Raw genomic sequence first — 13,878 nt, 5'->3', positions numbered from 1 at the left:
AAAGCAAAAGCGGGTCGCTTCGCTGCGCTTGCTCTGGTGTCGACCAAGGTCGGCATCCACCAACAGCCGCGGAAACCTGTCGAAGGCAGGGGGCTGTGGGTTTGCGGGGTGTGAGCCGCATGGATGCGGCGACCAAGCCCCCATGGATGGGTTCACGGCGTCCCCGCAAACCCACAGCGCCCCGCCATCCCACGGATAGCCCGCTTTTGACGTTGACGTTGATGTTGCTTCGGCTTCGGCGGGTGCAGGGCGCAGCCCTGCAAACAAACCCCACCCTCAGTAACGAGGCCGGCCTTCTTCCAGCACCTGGCGCAGGAACGGCACGGTGATCCGCCGCTTCGCCGCCAGTGACTCGCGGTCCAGCCAGTCCAGCAGCGTGATCAATCCACCCAGCTCGCGCCCGGTGTGCGACAGCAGCCACTCGATGGCCGCCTCGTCGATCGCCAGCCCACGCCGCAGTGCACGCTCACGCAGCACCGCCGCGCGACCTTCCTCATCCAACGGCTGCAGCAGCACGCGCACGCACTGGCCCAGGCGCGAGCGCAGGTCGGGCAGTACCAGGCCCAGCTCTTCCGGCGCCTTCTGCGCCGTGTACAACACGGTAACGCCCGCAGCGCGCGCACGGTTGTGGAAATCGAACAGCGCGATCTCGTCCTCGCGGTTGCCGGCAACCTCGTCCAGGCCATCCAGCGCCACCAGTTCGCGCACCTCCAGCCCATCCAGCGCCGCGCGCACGCGACCGGCGGCGCTGGCCAGCGGCACGTAGGTCGGCAGGCGGCCGGCCTGCTCGGCGCTGGAACACATCGCCAGCGCCTGATGGGTCTTGCCGGTGCCCGCCGCCCCTTCCAGGTAGACCCAGTCGTGGCTGGCGCCCACCGCGATCGCGCGCAGCTGCGCCAGCGCGCCGTCCGGCGCGCCGATGAAGGTCTCCAGGCGCTGGTCCCGCGGGTAATGCAGGGCCAGCGGCAGTTGCGGCACACCCATCACTTCAGGTCGGGGCCCTTGTCATTCGGAATGATGATATGGGGGGCATCGACCACGCCATCAAGCACGATCGCAGGCTTCTCGCCCACGTACAGCTCGCTCTGGCGATAACGCTGGTGCGCATAGCGCAGCAGCACGTTGGTCACCGCCGCCACCGGCAGCGCCAGCAGCATGCCGAGGAAGCCGAACAGCTGGCCGCCGGCCATCACCGCGAAGATCACCGCCACCGGGTGCAGGCCGATCTTGTCGCCGACGATGCGCGGGGTCAGCACGTAGCTTTCCAGCAGCTGGCCCACGGTGAACACCACGCCGACCAGGATCAGCAGCTTCAGGTCGAAGCCCTGCGCCTGCACCAGTGCGGCGATGATCGCCATCAGGATGCCGGTGGTCGCGCCCAGGTAAGGGATGAAGCTGATGAGGCCGGCAATCAGGCCGATCAGCAGGCCCAGCTTCAGGCCAACCAGCGACAGGCCACCGGCATAGATCACGCCCAGCGCCAGCATCACCAGGAACTGGCCGCGGATGAACGCGCCCAGCACCTCGTTGGATTCGCGCGCCAGCGCGCTGATGGTGCCGATCTGGTTGCGCGGAATCACCGACGCGACCCGCTCGACCAGCTTGTCCCAGTCACGCAGGAAGTAGAACGCCAGGATCGGCAGCAGCAGGATGTTGACCACCCAGGTCACCATCGCGAAGCCCGAGCGCGAGACGTAGCCCATGAACGTGGTGGCGAAGCCGCCGGCCTGCTGCCAGTGGCTGCGCACCCATTCGATCAGGCGGTCCGGGTCCAGCCACTGCATCACTTCCAGGCCGGTCTTCTGCTCGAACCAGGGAATGCCCTTTTCCATCAACCACGCCTGTGCCTGCGGCGCGACCGCGATCAGGGTGGTGATCTGGCGCTCGATCATCGGCACCAGCACCAGCAGCAGCGCCACGATCACCAGCACCATCGCGGCGAACACCAGCACCACGCCGGTCATGCGCGAGCGGCCGGTGGCCTCGATGCGGTCCACCAGCGGATCGCCCAGCCAGGCCAGCGCCAGCGCCAGCACGAAGGGAGTCAGGATCGGCGCCAGCAGCCACACCACCCAGCCGACCAGGCCGGCGAACAGGATGTACTTCAGGCGGCGCAGGAACTGCGCGATTTCCGCTTCCGGGGTCAGAGTCATCGCAGGCGGTACTCGTTGCTGACCGGGGCGGCCACCGGAGTACCGGTGGTGTCATCGATCGGCGTCGGCAGGGCCGGCAGCGGTGCGCTCGGCACCACCACACCGTTGTCGCCCAGCATGCGGTTGAAGCCGGCCAGGCCGGTGGTCATCTCCAGGCTCAGCTCCAGCTGGCCGGCCGAGGCGTGCAGCGGGGTGACGTTGCGCACCACCGGCACCTCGCGCAGGCCGGCAGCCAGGCGCAGGTAGTCATCGGCACTGTTGATGCCGGTGACCACTACACGGTAGGTGCCGGCCTGGCCGACGGCGGCGCCCGCCTTGGCATAGCGCTTGACCAGCGCATCGGCGGCACCATCGGCACCGGCGGCCATCGCACGCATGGCGTTGGCGTCCTTGCTGGTCCACTTGTTCAGCTCACGGCCGTTGTCGACGAACACCCAGTCCGCCTGCCAGCCACCGTTGGCGCGGTAGAGCTTGCCGATCAGCTGCATCGGCGGCGAGTAGCGCGAAGAGGCGCGGGCCACGGCGGCGCTGTCCTGACGCCAGATGGCACCGGCCAGTGCCTGTTCGGCGGCACCACCGCTGGGCAGGCCCAGCTTGTAGCCGCGCTCGATGGCGCGGTTCAGCAACGGGCGGGCGGCGTTGGCCTGCTGCACGCTGACCAGGCGCGGACCACTGCCGTCGTCGACGGCCAGCCACAGCACCGGCTTCGGGCGCGGCTGCGGCCACAGCGGCAGGCCCAGCGCCGACACCAGCGAATCGACATCGTCCTCGCGGAAGCGGGCCACCAGCAGGGTACGGAAGCTGGGGGCGCCACTGGCGCTCACGCTCTGGTCCTGCTTGTAGTCGTAGCTGGCCACGTAATCCTTGGCATTGCGCAGCGCCTGCGCCACGCCAGGGCGCGACATCACGCTGCGATCGCCGGACAATTTGCCCAGTACAACGCTCAAGGCGCGGGCCAGGGCGCCGTTGCGGTCGGCTTCGGCTTGGCTGTTGACGGGCACTTCGGCCTCGTACGCGCCAGTGGCGGTGGCAACATCACCCTCGGTGCGCAGGCCGCTCTGGGCCATCGTGGCCACCGGCAGGCTCAGCGCAAGGAGCAGGGTCAGAATCAGGCTGCGGCGCATCAGGACATCCATTGGCTCGACGTATCCGGGGGAATTGTTGCCCGAATACGGCCTTTGCGCCAATGCGGCCTGTTAAAATCGCCCGTTCAACCCCTGCCAGCGCCGACGCCCGTGACCAACACCCCGTCTTCCGCCCCCTCCCCCCTCACCTACCGTGACGCGGGTGTCGACATCGACGCCGGCAATGAGCTGGTCGAGCGGATCAAGCCCCTGGTCAAGCGCAGCTTCCGCCCGGAAGTGATGGGTGGCCTGGGTGGCTTCGGCGCCCTGTTCGACCTGTCCAACAAGTACCGCGAGCCGGTGCTGGTGTCCGGTACCGACGGCGTGGGCACCAAGCTGAAGCTGGCCCACCAGCTGAACCGCCACGATACGATTGGCATCGACCTGGTCGCCATGTGCGTGAACGACGTGCTGGTGCAGGGTGCCGAACCGCTGTTCTTCCTGGACTACTTCGCTACCGGCAAGCTGGACATCGACACCGCCGCGGCGGTCGTGGGCGGCATCGCCAACGGCTGCACCGAGGCCGGCTGCGCGCTGATCGGCGGCGAAACCGCTGAAATGCCCGACATGTATGCCCCGGGCGAGTACGACCTGGCCGGCTTCACGGTCGCTGCGGTCGAGAAGAGCGAGCTGAAGGACGGCGCCAGCGTGGCCGCCGGCGACGTGCTGATCGGCATCGCCTCGTCCGGCCCGCACTCCAACGGTTACTCACTGGTGCGCCGCATCTACGACCGCGCCGGTCGCCCGGCCGATCTGGAGCTGGAAGGCGGCGTGAAGCTGGTCGATGCGCTGATGGCGCCGACCCGCCTGTACGTCAAGCCGATCCTGTCGCTGCTGAAGTCGCACGGCGAGGCCATCCACGGCATGGCCCACATCACCGGTGGTGGCCTGACCGAGAACATCATCCGTGTGGTGCCCGAAGGCCTGGGCCTGGACATCCAGGCCTCGTCGTGGACCCTGCCGCCGGTGTTCCAGTGGCTGCAGAAGGAAGGCGCGGTGGCCGACAGTGAAATGTGGCGCACCTTCAACTGCGGCATCGGCTTCGTGCTGATCGTGGCGCCGGACCAGGTGGCTGCAGTGTCCGACGCGGTCAAGGCGCAGGGCCTGGAGCACTGGACCATCGGCCAGGTGGTCACCGCCGAAGGCGCCGAGCGCGTCCACATCGGCTGATCCCGGCAACCCAGGAGCCCGCATGGACGCAACGCCCCCCTTGTCGCCCGCCCCCGTGCCGCCGCCGCTGGCGACGGTACCGGTGTTCAGCGCGCAGGATGCCGATCACCTGCGCATGCTGGCCATCGCGCACTACGTGGTCGGCGCCCTGATCGCGCTGTTCTCGCTGATCTTCATCATCCACATCGTGCTGGGCATCACCGCGCTCACTGGCAACCTGCCGATGAATTCCGGCGGCCAGCCGTCATCGCCGGCCGAGGAACGCCTGTTCGGCTGGATGTTCACCATCGTCGGCTGCGTCATCGTGTTCGGCGGCGTGACCCTGGGCGCGTTCGTGGCCTACGCCGGCCGCTGCCTGACCCGTCGCCGCCGCTACCTGCTGTGCCTGATCGTGGCCGGCTTGGCCTGCCTGTTCACGCCGATCGGCACCGCACTGGGGGTGTTCAGCCTGATCACCCTGCTGCGCCCGCAGGTCAAGGCCGCCTTCGACCTTCCCGCCACGACCGCATGACTGCCTCCGGCAATCCGCCGCCGCTGCCACATCAGACCCTGGCGCAGCTGCAGCTGGTCAGCCATCTGCAGACGCTGAAAGTGCTGTTCTACGCGTTGGCCGGCTTCCATTGGGTCGCCACAGTGGCGTTCCTCGGCCTCAGCGGCTGGGTGGCCCAGTCACGCGGGCTGGACGATGCCTGGATGCTGACCACGGTCTATGCGTCGATCGCCGGGCTGGCCGCCGTGCTGGGGTTCGTGCAGCTGCACACCGCGCGCCAGCTGTCACATCGCACGGGGCTGGCCTGGTGCCAGCGCGCAGCCTGGCTGGGCGTACTGGCAGGCCCGCTGGGCATGGCCTTGGCCGCCTATGCCTGGGTGTTCCTGTCCAAGCCTGAAATGGCCGCGCTGTTCGACCGCGGCGACCACCTCAGTGTCTGAACCTGCCGGCAGACGCCCCGTCCTGTCCTGATCGATTTCCCATGTCCGCGCCTGCCCTCCCGACGTCCACTTCGCCCACCACCCACCGCTTCTCGGGCCCCAAGAAGCTGGCCTTTGCCACCGTACTGGCGGTGTTCGCCATCAGCTGGGTCCACCCGCTGTGGCCTACCGAACAGGCCCTGCACAGCACCCTGACCGTGATCGGGCTGGCCGCGCTGCTGTGGGTCGACCGCCGCGGTGGCTGGCTGGGCAACGGCGCTTTCATCGCCATCTGTGGCTTCATCGCGCTGCACTGCGTGGCGGCGCGCTGGCTGTATTCCAACGTGCCCTACGACGCTTGGGCGCAGGCGCTGACCGGCTGGTCGCCGAATGCGGCCTTCGGCTGGCAGCGCAATCACTTCGACCGCCTCATCCACTTCCTGTTCGGCGTCTGCTTCACTCCCGCGCTGCTGCAGCTGGCGCGCCATGCGTGGCCAGCGCTGCGGCTGGGCCAGGCCTTCACTCTGGCAGTGATGACGGTGATGTGCGCCAGCCTGGTCTACGAATGGTTCGAATGGGCCATCGCGCTGGCGCTGTCGCCGGATGCTGCCGAAGCCTACAACGGCCAGCAGGGTGACATGTGGGATGCGCATGCCGACATGCTGATGGCGACCGTCGGCAGCCTGCTGACGTGGCCACTGATCCGCCGGAGTTCCCTGCAATGACCGCCCCAACCCGCATCGCCGTGCTCGCCTCGGGCCGCGGCAGCAACCTGCAGGCCATCCTCGACGCGATCGGCAGCGGCCGCCTGCCGGCCGAGGTGGTCGGCGTGTTTTCCGACCGCCCCGCCGCGGAGGCCCTGCAGCGCGTCGCACCGAACCTGCGCTGGGCACACGCACCGAAGTCCTTCAGTGACCGCGCCAGCTACGAGCAGGCACTGGGCGATGCGCTTGCCGCAGTACAGCCGGACTGGATCGTCTGTGCAGGCTACATGCGCATCCTCGGCGCGGCCTTCGTACAGCGCTTCAATGGCCGGCTGGTCAATATCCATCCGTCGCTGCTACCGCTGCACAAGGGCCTGGACACCCATGCCCGGGCGCTGCAGGCCGGCGATGCCGAGCACGGCGCCAGCGTGCACCTGGTGGTGCCGGAGCTGGATGCCGGAGCCGTGCTGGCGCAGGTACGTGTACCGGTGCAGCCAGGTGATGACGCGCACAGCCTGGCCGAGCGCGTGCTGGCGGTGGAGCATCCGCTGCTGATCGCCACCCTGCAGCTGTTGTGCGAGGGCCGCCTGGCTGAACGGGAGGGTCAGCCCTGGCTGGACGGTCACCCCCTGTTTAGCCCCTTGGCCCTAGATTCCGCCGGAAACCTGAACCGGTAACGCCCTTGCACACGCCCTGCTGACTGCGGGGCTGGCATCCTGCCCCCTCCTGCGGTCCCTGTCCTCCATGAAGACCACGACCCTGCTGTCCACTTCATTGCTGCTGTCGCTTGCCGTGTTCCCCGGCGTGGGCTGGGGACAGGCACCGGCGCCCGCAACCCCGCCGGCACCGGTGCCCGCAGCGCAGCCGCCTGCCGAGGCGCCGGTCGTACCGATGCCACCGGCACTGGCCTGGGAGCCACCGCCGCTGCAGCCGTTCAGCGCCACCTACCAGGCCTTCTACAAGGGCAAGGAAGCGGGCGATGCCAGCATGCAGGTCACCCACACCGGCGGCAGCCAGTGGCGGGTGGACATGCAGGTGGTCGGCCGCCGCGGCTTTGCCAGCGTGCTGGGCCTGAACATCGAACAGAGCACAGTGTTCGAGGAGCGCAGCGGCGTGTATGCGCCGCTCAGCCAGAGCACGGTGCGCAAGGGCCTGTTCCTGGGCAAGAAGGCGGTCGGTACCTACAACTGGCAGGCCGGCACCGCGCAATGGACCGGTGACGTCAAGAAGGAACGCGCGCAGCCGATCCCGCTGCAGGCGGGCGACCAGAGCGCGCTGCTGATCAATCTGGCGATCATGCGCGATGCCCGCCCGGGCGCCGCCATGCACTACCGCTACGTGGACATGGGCAAGGTCCGCGAACACGACTACCAGGCCGCGCCGCAGACCGAGAACGTCGAGGTCGGCGACCTGTCCTACAACGCGCTGCGGGTCTACCGGACCAACGGCGGCAGAAACGAAACCATTCTCTGGATCGCCAACGGTGTCCCCACCCCGGTGCGCATCCTGCAACGCGAAGACGGCGAAGATCGCGTCGATCTGCGCCTGATCGAATACCAAGGAGTCTGAGCATGAACACCCTGACCCGCCCCCTCACCTGGATCGTAGCCGCTGCCCTGACCGTGGCCAGCCTGCCGGCCATGGCCCTGGAACCGTTCAAGGCGGATTACCTGGCCAGCTACATGGGCATGCAGGCCAACGGCACCATGACCCTGGCCAGCGAAGGCAGCAACAAGTGGCGCTACAGCCTGCAGGTGAAGAACCAGCTGGCCGACCTCAGCCAGAGCACGGTGTTCGAGGAAGTCCGTGGCCAGCTGCGCCCGCTCAGCAGCCAGGACCGTTCGGCGCTGCTGGTGAAGAAGCGCAACGTGCAGGCCAACTACAACTGGACCAGCAACCAGGCCACCTGGACCGGCGACATCAAGCCGGACCGTGCGGGCCCCATCGCGCTGAAGGCGGGCGACATGGACGCGCTGCTGATCAACCTGGCGATCGCCCGTGACCTGGCCGCCGGCAAGCCGCTGACCTATCGCATGGTCGACGAAGGCCGCATCAAGAACATGACGTACCGCGTGATCGGCAAGGAGTCGATCACCGTGGGCGGCAAGAGCTACGAGGCCACCAAGGTCTCGCGTGCCGACGGCAACAAGGAACTGATCGCGTGGATCGTGCCGGAGTTTCCGGTGCCGGCGCGCATGCTGCAGCGTGAGAGCGGCCGCGATGCGCTGGACCTGACCATCAAGGCGATGAACTGACCGGAGATCCACGTCATCCACGCATGGCGCGGATGGGTGTATCCCAAAAAGAAACGCCCGCTTTCGCGGGCGTTTTCTTATTTCTTCGCTTCGGCCGGTTTGTCTTCGGCCGCCTTGAACTCGGTGCGGCAGTCCACGCGGATCTGCTCACCGGTGCTGCGCCAGACGAAAGTGCGGCAATGACGGTTGCCGTCCTGGCTGTCGTTCACTGCGACCGCATAGAACGACTCGATGATTTCATCACGCGAGACCGTACCGTCGCCGTTCCAGTCCATGTCCTTCTGCTCGATGCCCCGGGTGATGGCGATGTTGGCGTACCAGGCATAGCCCAGCCACGCCAGCACGATCAGCACCAGGGCCAGCAGCGCCTTGCGACGCGGGCTGAATTTCCCGCGCAGGATCATGGCACGCGCCGGATGGTGGCACCGAGCGAAGACAGCTTCTCTTCGATGTTCTCGTAGCCACGGTCAAGGTGGTAGATGCGGTCGATGGTGGTGTCGCCGCTGGCCATCAGGCCGGCCAGGATCAGCGACGCCGACGCACGCAGGTCGGTGGCCATCACCGGTGCACCGCTCAGGTGCTCGCTGCCACGCACGATGGCGGTGTGGCCTTCGACCTGGATGTCCGCGCCCAGGCGCAGCAGTTCGTTGACGTGCATGAAACGGTTCTCGAAGATCGTTTCGTTGATCACGCCCACGCCGTCGGCCACGCAGTTGAGCGCCATGAACTGCGCCTGCATGTCGGTCGGGAATGCCGGGTACGGCGCGGTGGTCAGGTTGACCGCCTTCGGCCGCTTGCCCTGCATGTCCAGGGTGATGGTGTCGTCGGTGGTCTCGATCTTCGCACCGGCCTCGACCAGCTTGGACAGCACCGCGTCCATGGTGTTCGGGCGCGCACGGTTGACCGTGACCTTGCCACCGGTCATCGCTGCGGCGACCAGGAAGGTGCCGGTCTCGATGCGGTCGGGCAGCACTTCATGGCGGCCACCGGACAGGCGCTCGACGCCTTCGATCACCAGGCGGGCGGTGCCCAGGCCTTCGATCTTCGCGCCCAGCGCGATCAGGCAGTGCGCCAGATCGGTCACTTCCGGTTCCATCGCGCAGTTGTCGAGGATGGTGGTGCCTTCAGCCAGCACCGCACCCATCAGCACGTTCTCGGTGCCGGTGACGCTGACCATGTCGAAGGTGAAATGGCCGCCCTTCAGGCGCTTGGCGGTGGCCTTGATGAAGCCGTTCTCGACCACGATCTCGGCACCCAGCGCCTGCAGGCCCTTGATGTGCTGGTCGACCGGACGCGAACCGATCGCGCAGCCGCCGGGCAGCGACACTTCGGCCGCGCCGAAGCGGGCCAGCAGCGGGCCCAGCACCAGGATCGAAGCGCGCATGGTCTTGACCAGCTCGTAGGGTGCCACGTGCTGGTTGACCGAGCGCGGGTCGACCACGATCGCGCTGCCGCGCGACAGCGTGCCCTGGTCGATGGTGACCTTGGCGCCCAGTTCGCCCAGCAGCTTCACCGTGGTGACCACGTCGTGCAGGTGCGGCACGTTGGTGATCTCCACCGGCGCATCGGCCAGCAGGGTCGCGCAGAGAATGGGGAGGACGGCGTTCTTGGCGCCGGAGATGCTCACTTCACCGTGCAGCGCAGCGCCGCCGGTCACAACGATCTTGGCCATGTATTCGGGATCTTCTGCGGTTCAGCCGGCTTCGGCCGGGGTCACGGTTTTCAGCGCCAGCGCGTGGATCGCGCCGCCCATCAGGTCGCCCAGCGTGGCATACACCATGCGGTGGCGGGCCAGCGGCATCTTGCCGGCGAAGGCCTCGTAGACCACGGTCGCTTCGAAATGCACGCCATCGTCGCCCTGCACGTCGGCGCGGGCGCCAGGCAGGCCGGTTTCGATCAGATTGCGGATGGTGTCGGCGTCCAACGGGCTTTCCTAATAAAATGTGCGTCCATTCTACTTCCGCTGCGTGGCGTCCGCATGGCCGAATCCCTGTTGCCCCCCCGTTCCGTCGACCCTGCCGGCCTGGTCGCCAGCGGCCGCCGCGTCTTCGAGATCGAGCGGCAGGCGCTGGATGCCGTGGCCGACCGCCTTGGCGAGGCCTTCCAGCAGGCCTGCCAGGCGATCCTGGCCAGCCGCGGGCGGGTGGTCGCCACCGGCATGGGCAAATCCGGGCATATCGCCCGCAAGATCGCCGCCACCCTGGCCTCCACGGGTACGCCCGCGTTCTACGTGCACCCGGGCGAAGCCGGCCACGGCGACCTGGGCATGATCACCGAAGACGACGTGGTGCTCGCCCTGTCCTATTCGGGCGAGTCCGACGAGGTGCTGATGCTGCTGCCGGTGCTCAAGCGCCAGGGCAACATGCTGATTTCCATGACCGGCCGCCCGCAGTCCAGCCTCGCCACCGCCGCCGACATCCATCTGGATGTGAGTGTGCCGGCCGAGGCCTGCCCGCTGGCGCTGGCGCCGACCTCCAGTACCACCGCCTCGCTGGCGATGGGCGATGCGCTGGCTGTGGCCCTGCTCGACGCACGCGGCTTCACCGCCGATGACTTCGCCCGCTCGCACCCGGCCGGCAGCCTCGGCCGCCGCCTGTTGCTGCACATCACCGACGTGATGCACACCGGCGAGGACCTGCCCAGCGTGGGCGCCGACGCCAGCCTCAGCGAAGCGCTGATGGAAATGAGCCGCAAACGGTTGGGCATGACCGCCGTGGTCGATGCCGACGGCGTGCTGATCGGCCTGTTCACCGACGGTGACCTGCGCCGTGCGCTGGACAGCGCGCTGGACGTGCGCACCGCAAAGATCGCCGATGTGATGACCCGCAACCCGCGCACCATCGGTGCTGACCAGCTCGCGGTCGAGGCGGCCCGGCAGATGGAAACCCAGAAAATCAATGGCCTGATCGTGGTCGATGGCCAGGGCCGCGCGGTCGGCGCCCTGAACATTCATGACCTGTTGCGGGCCCGGGTGGTTTAACCGACAGTCCGTAGACCCCATTCAGTCTGTAACGCCGCACCTGCCCCCAACGAGCCTGCCGCCCTGATGCCCTGGTCCCCCCTGCCCGTCTTCCCCGCCCACCTGCATGCCGCCGCGGCCCGTATCCGCCTGGCCTGCTTCGACGTGGACGGCACCCTCACCGACGGTCGGCTGTACTACGACAAGGACGGCAACGAGAGCAAGGCGTACTTCGTGCAGGATGGCCTGGGCCTGAAACTGCTGCAGCAGCACGGTATCCACCCCGTGCTGATCACCGCGCGCAACAGCCAGTCCGCGCTCAAGCGCGGCGCCGACCTCGGCATCGACACCCAGATCGCCGTGGGCGACAAGCTGGCCAGCGTGCAGGCGTTGTGCGCGCAGCACGGCATCGGCCTGGAACAGGTGGCGTTCATGGGCGATGACCTGCCCGATCTGGCGCCACTGGGTGCGGTCGGCCTGGCGGTGGCCCCGGCCAACGCCCATCCGTGGATCGCCGAGCGCGTGCACTGGCAGACCCGTGCCGAGGGCGGGCTGGGCGCCGCACGTGAACTGTGCGACATCCTGCTGGCCGCCCAGGGCCACGTGGACGCCGTGCTGGCGAGGTTCGGCGCATGAACCTGCCCACCCTGAACTGGCGCACCGTGCTCGGCATCGGCCTGCTGCTGGCCGCCCTGCTGAGCAGTTGGGCGGCGCTGCGCAACCGTGACAAGGGCCCGGCCAGTGGCGGCCAGGAAGTCGGCGTGGATTACATCCTGCATGACTTCCAGATCGTCGCCCTGGATGAGCACGGCAAGGAATCGACCACCCTGCGTGCGCCGCTGCTGGAGCGCCAGCGCGGTGACCAGACCATCAACATCGCCACGCCGCTGTTCGAGATGCCGGACAAGGATGGCAAGCACTGGACCTTGCGTGCCGAGACCGGCTGGCTCAGTGCCAAGGGCGACGAGATGAAGCTGCGCGGCAATGTCGCCGGCGACAGCCCGGCCGGCCCGGGCACGGTGCCGACCACCTTCCGCACCGATCATCTGGACGTGTTCCCGAAGGAAAACCGCGCCCGCACCGACGCCCTGGTGACCATGACCCGCCCGGGCATGGAACAGTCCGGCGTCGGCTTCGAAGTGGATTCGAAGAACAACACGTATCATTTCCTCAGCCAGTCCAAGGGCCGCTACACGCCCAAGCACTGATTCCGCCGCCAGCCTGCGACGTCTCCGGACAGGCGCAGGGCCGGCAGCCCCATCCGCCCGCCCCCGGCCCGCCCGGGAGGCCCTCACCGGTAGAACGGACCCCGATGAAGATTCCCTTTGCCGCCGTACTCGCGCTCGGTCTTCTTGTCCCCAGCGCCGCCTTCGCCAAGTCCACCGACCGCAACGAAGACATGCACATCGATTCCGGCGCCCAGTCGGGCATGCTCACCGGCGACGGCAAGACCGTGCTGTCGCAGGGCGTGATCATCACCCAGGGCACGCTGGACCTGCGCTCGTCCGAGGCCGAGATCTACCTCAAGGACGGCGAGGCCGTGCGCGTGGTGTTCACCGGCAAGCAGGCCAAGATGAAGCAGCAGCTCGATGACGGCACCTGGATGGACGCGCTGGCTGATCGCATCGATTACGACATCAAGACCGAGATCATCACCCTGACCGGCAACTACAAGGTCACCAGCGCCCGCGGCACCAATGCCGGCCAGCGCATGGTCTACAACACCCGCACCGGCGAGATGAACTCCGGTGGCGACGGCAGCCGCGTGCGCACCGTCATCCCGCCGAAGAACAAGACCCCGGCCGCGCCTGCGGCACAGCCCAAGGCCACCACGCCGGCGCAGCCGGCCGGGAGCAGGAAGTAATGCTCGTCGCCAAGGGCCTGCGCAAGAAGTACAAGCAGCGCGAAGTGGTCAAGGACTTCGGGTTGACCCTCGACGCCGGTGAAGTGGTCGGCCTGCTCGGCCCCAACGGCGCCGGCAAGACCACCTGCTTCTACATGATCGTCGGCCTGGTTGCGGCTGACGCTGGCAGCATCGTGCTCGATGGCAAAGACATCACCGGCGATCCGATGTATACCCGCGCCAAGCAGGGCGTGGGCTACCTGCCGCAGGAACCCTCGGTGTTCCGCAAGCTGACCGTGGCCGACAACATCCGCCTGGTGCTGGAACTGCGCGAGGACCTCGATTCGAAGGGCCGCGAGCGCGAATTGAACAGCCTGCTCGACGAACTGCAGCTGGGCCATGTCGCCGACCAGCTCGGCGCCAGCCTGTCCGGTGGCGAACGCCGCCGCTGCGAGATCGCCCGCGCCCTGGCCGCGCAGCCGCGCCTGATCCTGCTCGACGAACCGTTCGCCGGTGTCGACCCGATTTCGGTCGGCGAGATCCAGCGCATCGTCACCCATCTCAAGCAGCGTGGCATCGGCGTGTTGATCACCGACCACAACGTGCGCGAGACCTTGGGTATCTGCGACCGCGCGTATATCCTCGCTGAGGGCAGCGTGCTGGCCCAGGGTTCGCCGGAAGCGATCCTGGACAACGCCGATGTACGTCGCGTCTACCTCGGGGATTCCTTCAAGCTGTGAGTGCAGTCGCCGGGTCCCTTT

Annotated in this window: 18 protein-coding genes; 12 read left to right on the top strand and 6 right to left on the bottom strand. The window is 67.7% G+C overall.

Features of this window, described 5'->3' with window-relative positions:
* Positions 1 to 276: 276 nt before the first annotated feature.
* From hda to GOC52_RS04835, 3 genes are read right to left on the bottom strand one after another with little or no spacing between them, the layout of a single operon-like run.
* Complete coding sequence (gene hda, locus GOC52_RS04845; protein ID WP_010483615.1) at positions 277 to 984, bottom strand: DnaA regulatory inactivator Hda; 708 nt, start codon at positions 982 to 984, stop codon at positions 277 to 279.
* The gene (locus GOC52_RS04840; protein ID WP_010483616.1) at positions 984 to 2,153 is read right to left on the bottom strand and encodes an AI-2E family transporter; all 1,170 of its coding nucleotides are present in this window, start codon (positions 2,151 to 2,153) and stop codon (positions 984 to 986) included. The genes hda and GOC52_RS04840 overlap by 1 nt, the downstream gene beginning before the upstream one ends.
* Positions 2,150 to 3,289: a DUF2066 domain-containing protein gene (locus tag GOC52_RS04835; protein WP_071306288.1), complete on the bottom strand. Its 1,140-nt coding sequence runs from the start codon at positions 3,287 to 3,289 to the stop codon at positions 2,150 to 2,152. Before GOC52_RS04835 ends, GOC52_RS04840 begins: the two co-directional genes overlap by 4 nt.
* Positions 3,290 to 3,388: 99 nt before the next feature.
* Here GOC52_RS04835 and purM point away from each other — a divergent pair, with 99 nt between their 5' ends.
* The 7 genes from purM (at position 3,389) to GOC52_RS04800 (ending at position 8,315) form a co-directional block, all read left to right on the top strand.
* The gene (gene purM / locus GOC52_RS04830; RefSeq protein ID WP_010483620.1) at positions 3,389 to 4,447 is read left to right on the top strand and encodes a phosphoribosylformylglycinamidine cyclo-ligase; all 1,059 of its coding nucleotides are present in this window, start codon (positions 3,389 to 3,391) and stop codon (positions 4,445 to 4,447) included.
* A gap of 22 nt (positions 4,448 to 4,469) precedes the next feature.
* The gene (locus GOC52_RS04825) at positions 4,470 to 4,958 is read left to right on the top strand and encodes a hypothetical protein (RefSeq protein ID WP_019336866.1); all 489 of its coding nucleotides are present in this window, start codon (positions 4,470 to 4,472) and stop codon (positions 4,956 to 4,958) included.
* Positions 4,955 to 5,377 carry a hypothetical protein gene (locus GOC52_RS04820; protein ID WP_010483624.1) on the top strand — a complete coding sequence of 141 codons (423 nt, stop codon included), beginning with the start codon at positions 4,955 to 4,957 and terminating at the stop codon, positions 5,375 to 5,377. The genes GOC52_RS04825 and GOC52_RS04820 overlap by 4 nt, the downstream gene beginning before the upstream one ends.
* A gap of 41 nt (positions 5,378 to 5,418) precedes the next feature.
* A complete protein-coding gene (locus GOC52_RS04815) occupies positions 5,419 to 6,081 on the top strand; it encodes a DUF2238 domain-containing protein (RefSeq protein ID WP_010483625.1) in 663 nt (220 codons plus the stop codon).
* Entirely contained in the window at positions 6,078 to 6,737 is a 660-nt protein-coding gene (purN, locus tag GOC52_RS04810; RefSeq protein WP_010483627.1) for a phosphoribosylglycinamide formyltransferase, read from the top strand. The genes GOC52_RS04815 and purN overlap by 4 nt, the downstream gene beginning before the upstream one ends.
* Positions 6,738 to 6,804: 67 nt before the next feature.
* Positions 6,805 to 7,629: a DUF3108 domain-containing protein gene (locus GOC52_RS04805; protein WP_010483630.1), complete on the top strand. Its 825-nt coding sequence runs from the start codon at positions 6,805 to 6,807 to the stop codon at positions 7,627 to 7,629.
* A 2-nt stretch (positions 7,630 to 7,631) separates the two neighbouring features.
* Complete coding sequence (locus tag GOC52_RS04800; protein ID WP_191850744.1) at positions 7,632 to 8,315, top strand: DUF3108 domain-containing protein; 684 nt, start codon at positions 7,632 to 7,634, stop codon at positions 8,313 to 8,315.
* A 77-nt stretch (positions 8,316 to 8,392) separates the two neighbouring features.
* Here the strand turns inward: GOC52_RS04800 and GOC52_RS04795 are convergent, their stop codons facing one another.
* From GOC52_RS04795 to GOC52_RS04785, 3 genes are read right to left on the bottom strand one after another with little or no spacing between them, the layout of a single operon-like run.
* On the bottom strand, positions 8,393 to 8,719 hold the full coding sequence (locus tag GOC52_RS04795) for a hypothetical protein (RefSeq protein WP_010483634.1): 327 nt from the start codon (positions 8,717 to 8,719) through the stop codon (positions 8,393 to 8,395).
* Complete coding sequence (murA, locus tag GOC52_RS04790; protein ID WP_010483637.1) at positions 8,716 to 9,987, bottom strand: UDP-N-acetylglucosamine 1-carboxyvinyltransferase; 1,272 nt, start codon at positions 9,985 to 9,987, stop codon at positions 8,716 to 8,718. Before murA ends, GOC52_RS04795 begins: the two co-directional genes overlap by 4 nt.
* A 21-nt stretch (positions 9,988 to 10,008) precedes the next feature.
* Positions 10,009 to 10,239, bottom strand: coding sequence for a BolA family protein (locus tag GOC52_RS04785; protein ID WP_010483639.1), 231 nt, complete (start codon positions 10,237 to 10,239; stop codon positions 10,009 to 10,011).
* 54 nt (positions 10,240 to 10,293) lie between these two features.
* Here GOC52_RS04785 and GOC52_RS04780 point away from each other — a divergent pair, with 54 nt between their 5' ends.
* The 5 genes from GOC52_RS04780 to lptB all read left to right on the top strand — a co-directional run bounded on the left by GOC52_RS04780 (position 10,294) and on the right by lptB (position 13,857).
* Entirely contained in the window at positions 10,294 to 11,295 is a 1,002-nt protein-coding gene (locus GOC52_RS04780; RefSeq protein WP_191850743.1) for a KpsF/GutQ family sugar-phosphate isomerase, read from the top strand.
* A 66-nt stretch (positions 11,296 to 11,361) separates the two neighbouring features.
* The gene (locus GOC52_RS04775) at positions 11,362 to 11,910 is read left to right on the top strand and encodes a KdsC family phosphatase (protein ID WP_191850742.1); all 549 of its coding nucleotides are present in this window, start codon (positions 11,362 to 11,364) and stop codon (positions 11,908 to 11,910) included.
* Positions 11,907 to 12,482, top strand: a complete 576-nt coding sequence (gene lptC, locus GOC52_RS04770) for an LPS export ABC transporter periplasmic protein LptC (RefSeq protein ID WP_010483644.1) — start codon at positions 11,907 to 11,909, stop codon at positions 12,480 to 12,482. Before GOC52_RS04775 ends, lptC begins: the two co-directional genes overlap by 4 nt.
* A gap of 104 nt (positions 12,483 to 12,586) precedes the next feature.
* On the top strand, positions 12,587 to 13,138 hold the full coding sequence (gene lptA / locus GOC52_RS04765; protein WP_005408392.1) for a lipopolysaccharide transport periplasmic protein LptA: 552 nt from the start codon (positions 12,587 to 12,589) through the stop codon (positions 13,136 to 13,138).
* Positions 13,138 to 13,857 carry an LPS export ABC transporter ATP-binding protein gene (gene lptB, locus GOC52_RS04760; RefSeq protein WP_010483646.1) on the top strand — a complete coding sequence of 240 codons (720 nt, stop codon included), beginning with the start codon at positions 13,138 to 13,140 and terminating at the stop codon, positions 13,855 to 13,857. Before lptA ends, lptB begins: the two co-directional genes overlap by 1 nt.
* Positions 13,858 to 13,878: the final 21 nt, after the last annotated feature.

Source organism: Stenotrophomonas sp. SXG-1 (genome assembly GCF_014083965.1).
GTDB lineage: Bacteria > Pseudomonadota > Gammaproteobacteria > Xanthomonadales > Xanthomonadaceae > Stenotrophomonas > Stenotrophomonas geniculata.
This window is presented reverse-complemented; position numbering and strand designations above follow the sequence as displayed.

What these genes read in the sequence shown, in the direction of transcription:
- GOC52_RS04835 (WP_071306288.1), bottom strand. Translation starts at nt 3,289, where the DNA reads ATGGATGTCCTGATGCGCCGCAGCCTGATTCTGACCCTGCTCCTTGCG.
- lptC (WP_010483644.1), top strand. Translation starts at nt 11,907, where the DNA reads ATGAACCTGCCCACCCTGAACTGGCGCACCGTGCTCGGCATCGGCCTG.
- GOC52_RS04820 (WP_010483624.1), top strand. Translation starts at nt 4,955, where the DNA reads ATGACTGCCTCCGGCAATCCGCCGCCGCTGCCACATCAGACCCTGGCG.
- lptA (WP_005408392.1), top strand. Translation starts at nt 12,587, where the DNA reads ATGAAGATTCCCTTTGCCGCCGTACTCGCGCTCGGTCTTCTTGTCCCC.
- GOC52_RS04825 (WP_019336866.1), top strand. Translation starts at nt 4,470, where the DNA reads ATGGACGCAACGCCCCCCTTGTCGCCCGCCCCCGTGCCGCCGCCGCTG.
- GOC52_RS04775 (WP_191850742.1), top strand. Translation starts at nt 11,362, where the DNA reads ATGCCCTGGTCCCCCCTGCCCGTCTTCCCCGCCCACCTGCATGCCGCC.
- GOC52_RS04840 (WP_010483616.1), bottom strand. Translation starts at nt 2,153, where the DNA reads ATGACTCTGACCCCGGAAGCGGAAATCGCGCAGTTCCTGCGCCGCCTG.
- GOC52_RS04805 (WP_010483630.1), top strand. Translation starts at nt 6,805, where the DNA reads ATGAAGACCACGACCCTGCTGTCCACTTCATTGCTGCTGTCGCTTGCC.
- GOC52_RS04795 (WP_010483634.1), bottom strand. Translation starts at nt 8,719, where the DNA reads ATGATCCTGCGCGGGAAATTCAGCCCGCGTCGCAAGGCGCTGCTGGCC.
- GOC52_RS04780 (WP_191850743.1), top strand. Translation starts at nt 10,294, where the DNA reads ATGGCCGAATCCCTGTTGCCCCCCCGTTCCGTCGACCCTGCCGGCCTG.
- GOC52_RS04815 (WP_010483625.1), top strand. Translation starts at nt 5,419, where the DNA reads ATGTCCGCGCCTGCCCTCCCGACGTCCACTTCGCCCACCACCCACCGC.
- hda (WP_010483615.1), bottom strand. Translation starts at nt 984, where the DNA reads ATGGGTGTGCCGCAACTGCCGCTGGCCCTGCATTACCCGCGGGACCAG.
- GOC52_RS04800 (WP_191850744.1), top strand. Translation starts at nt 7,632, where the DNA reads ATGAACACCCTGACCCGCCCCCTCACCTGGATCGTAGCCGCTGCCCTG.
- purN (WP_010483627.1), top strand. Translation starts at nt 6,078, where the DNA reads ATGACCGCCCCAACCCGCATCGCCGTGCTCGCCTCGGGCCGCGGCAGC.
- murA (WP_010483637.1), bottom strand. Translation starts at nt 9,987, where the DNA reads ATGGCCAAGATCGTTGTGACCGGCGGCGCTGCGCTGCACGGTGAAGTG.
- lptB (WP_010483646.1), top strand. Translation starts at nt 13,138, where the DNA reads ATGCTCGTCGCCAAGGGCCTGCGCAAGAAGTACAAGCAGCGCGAAGTG.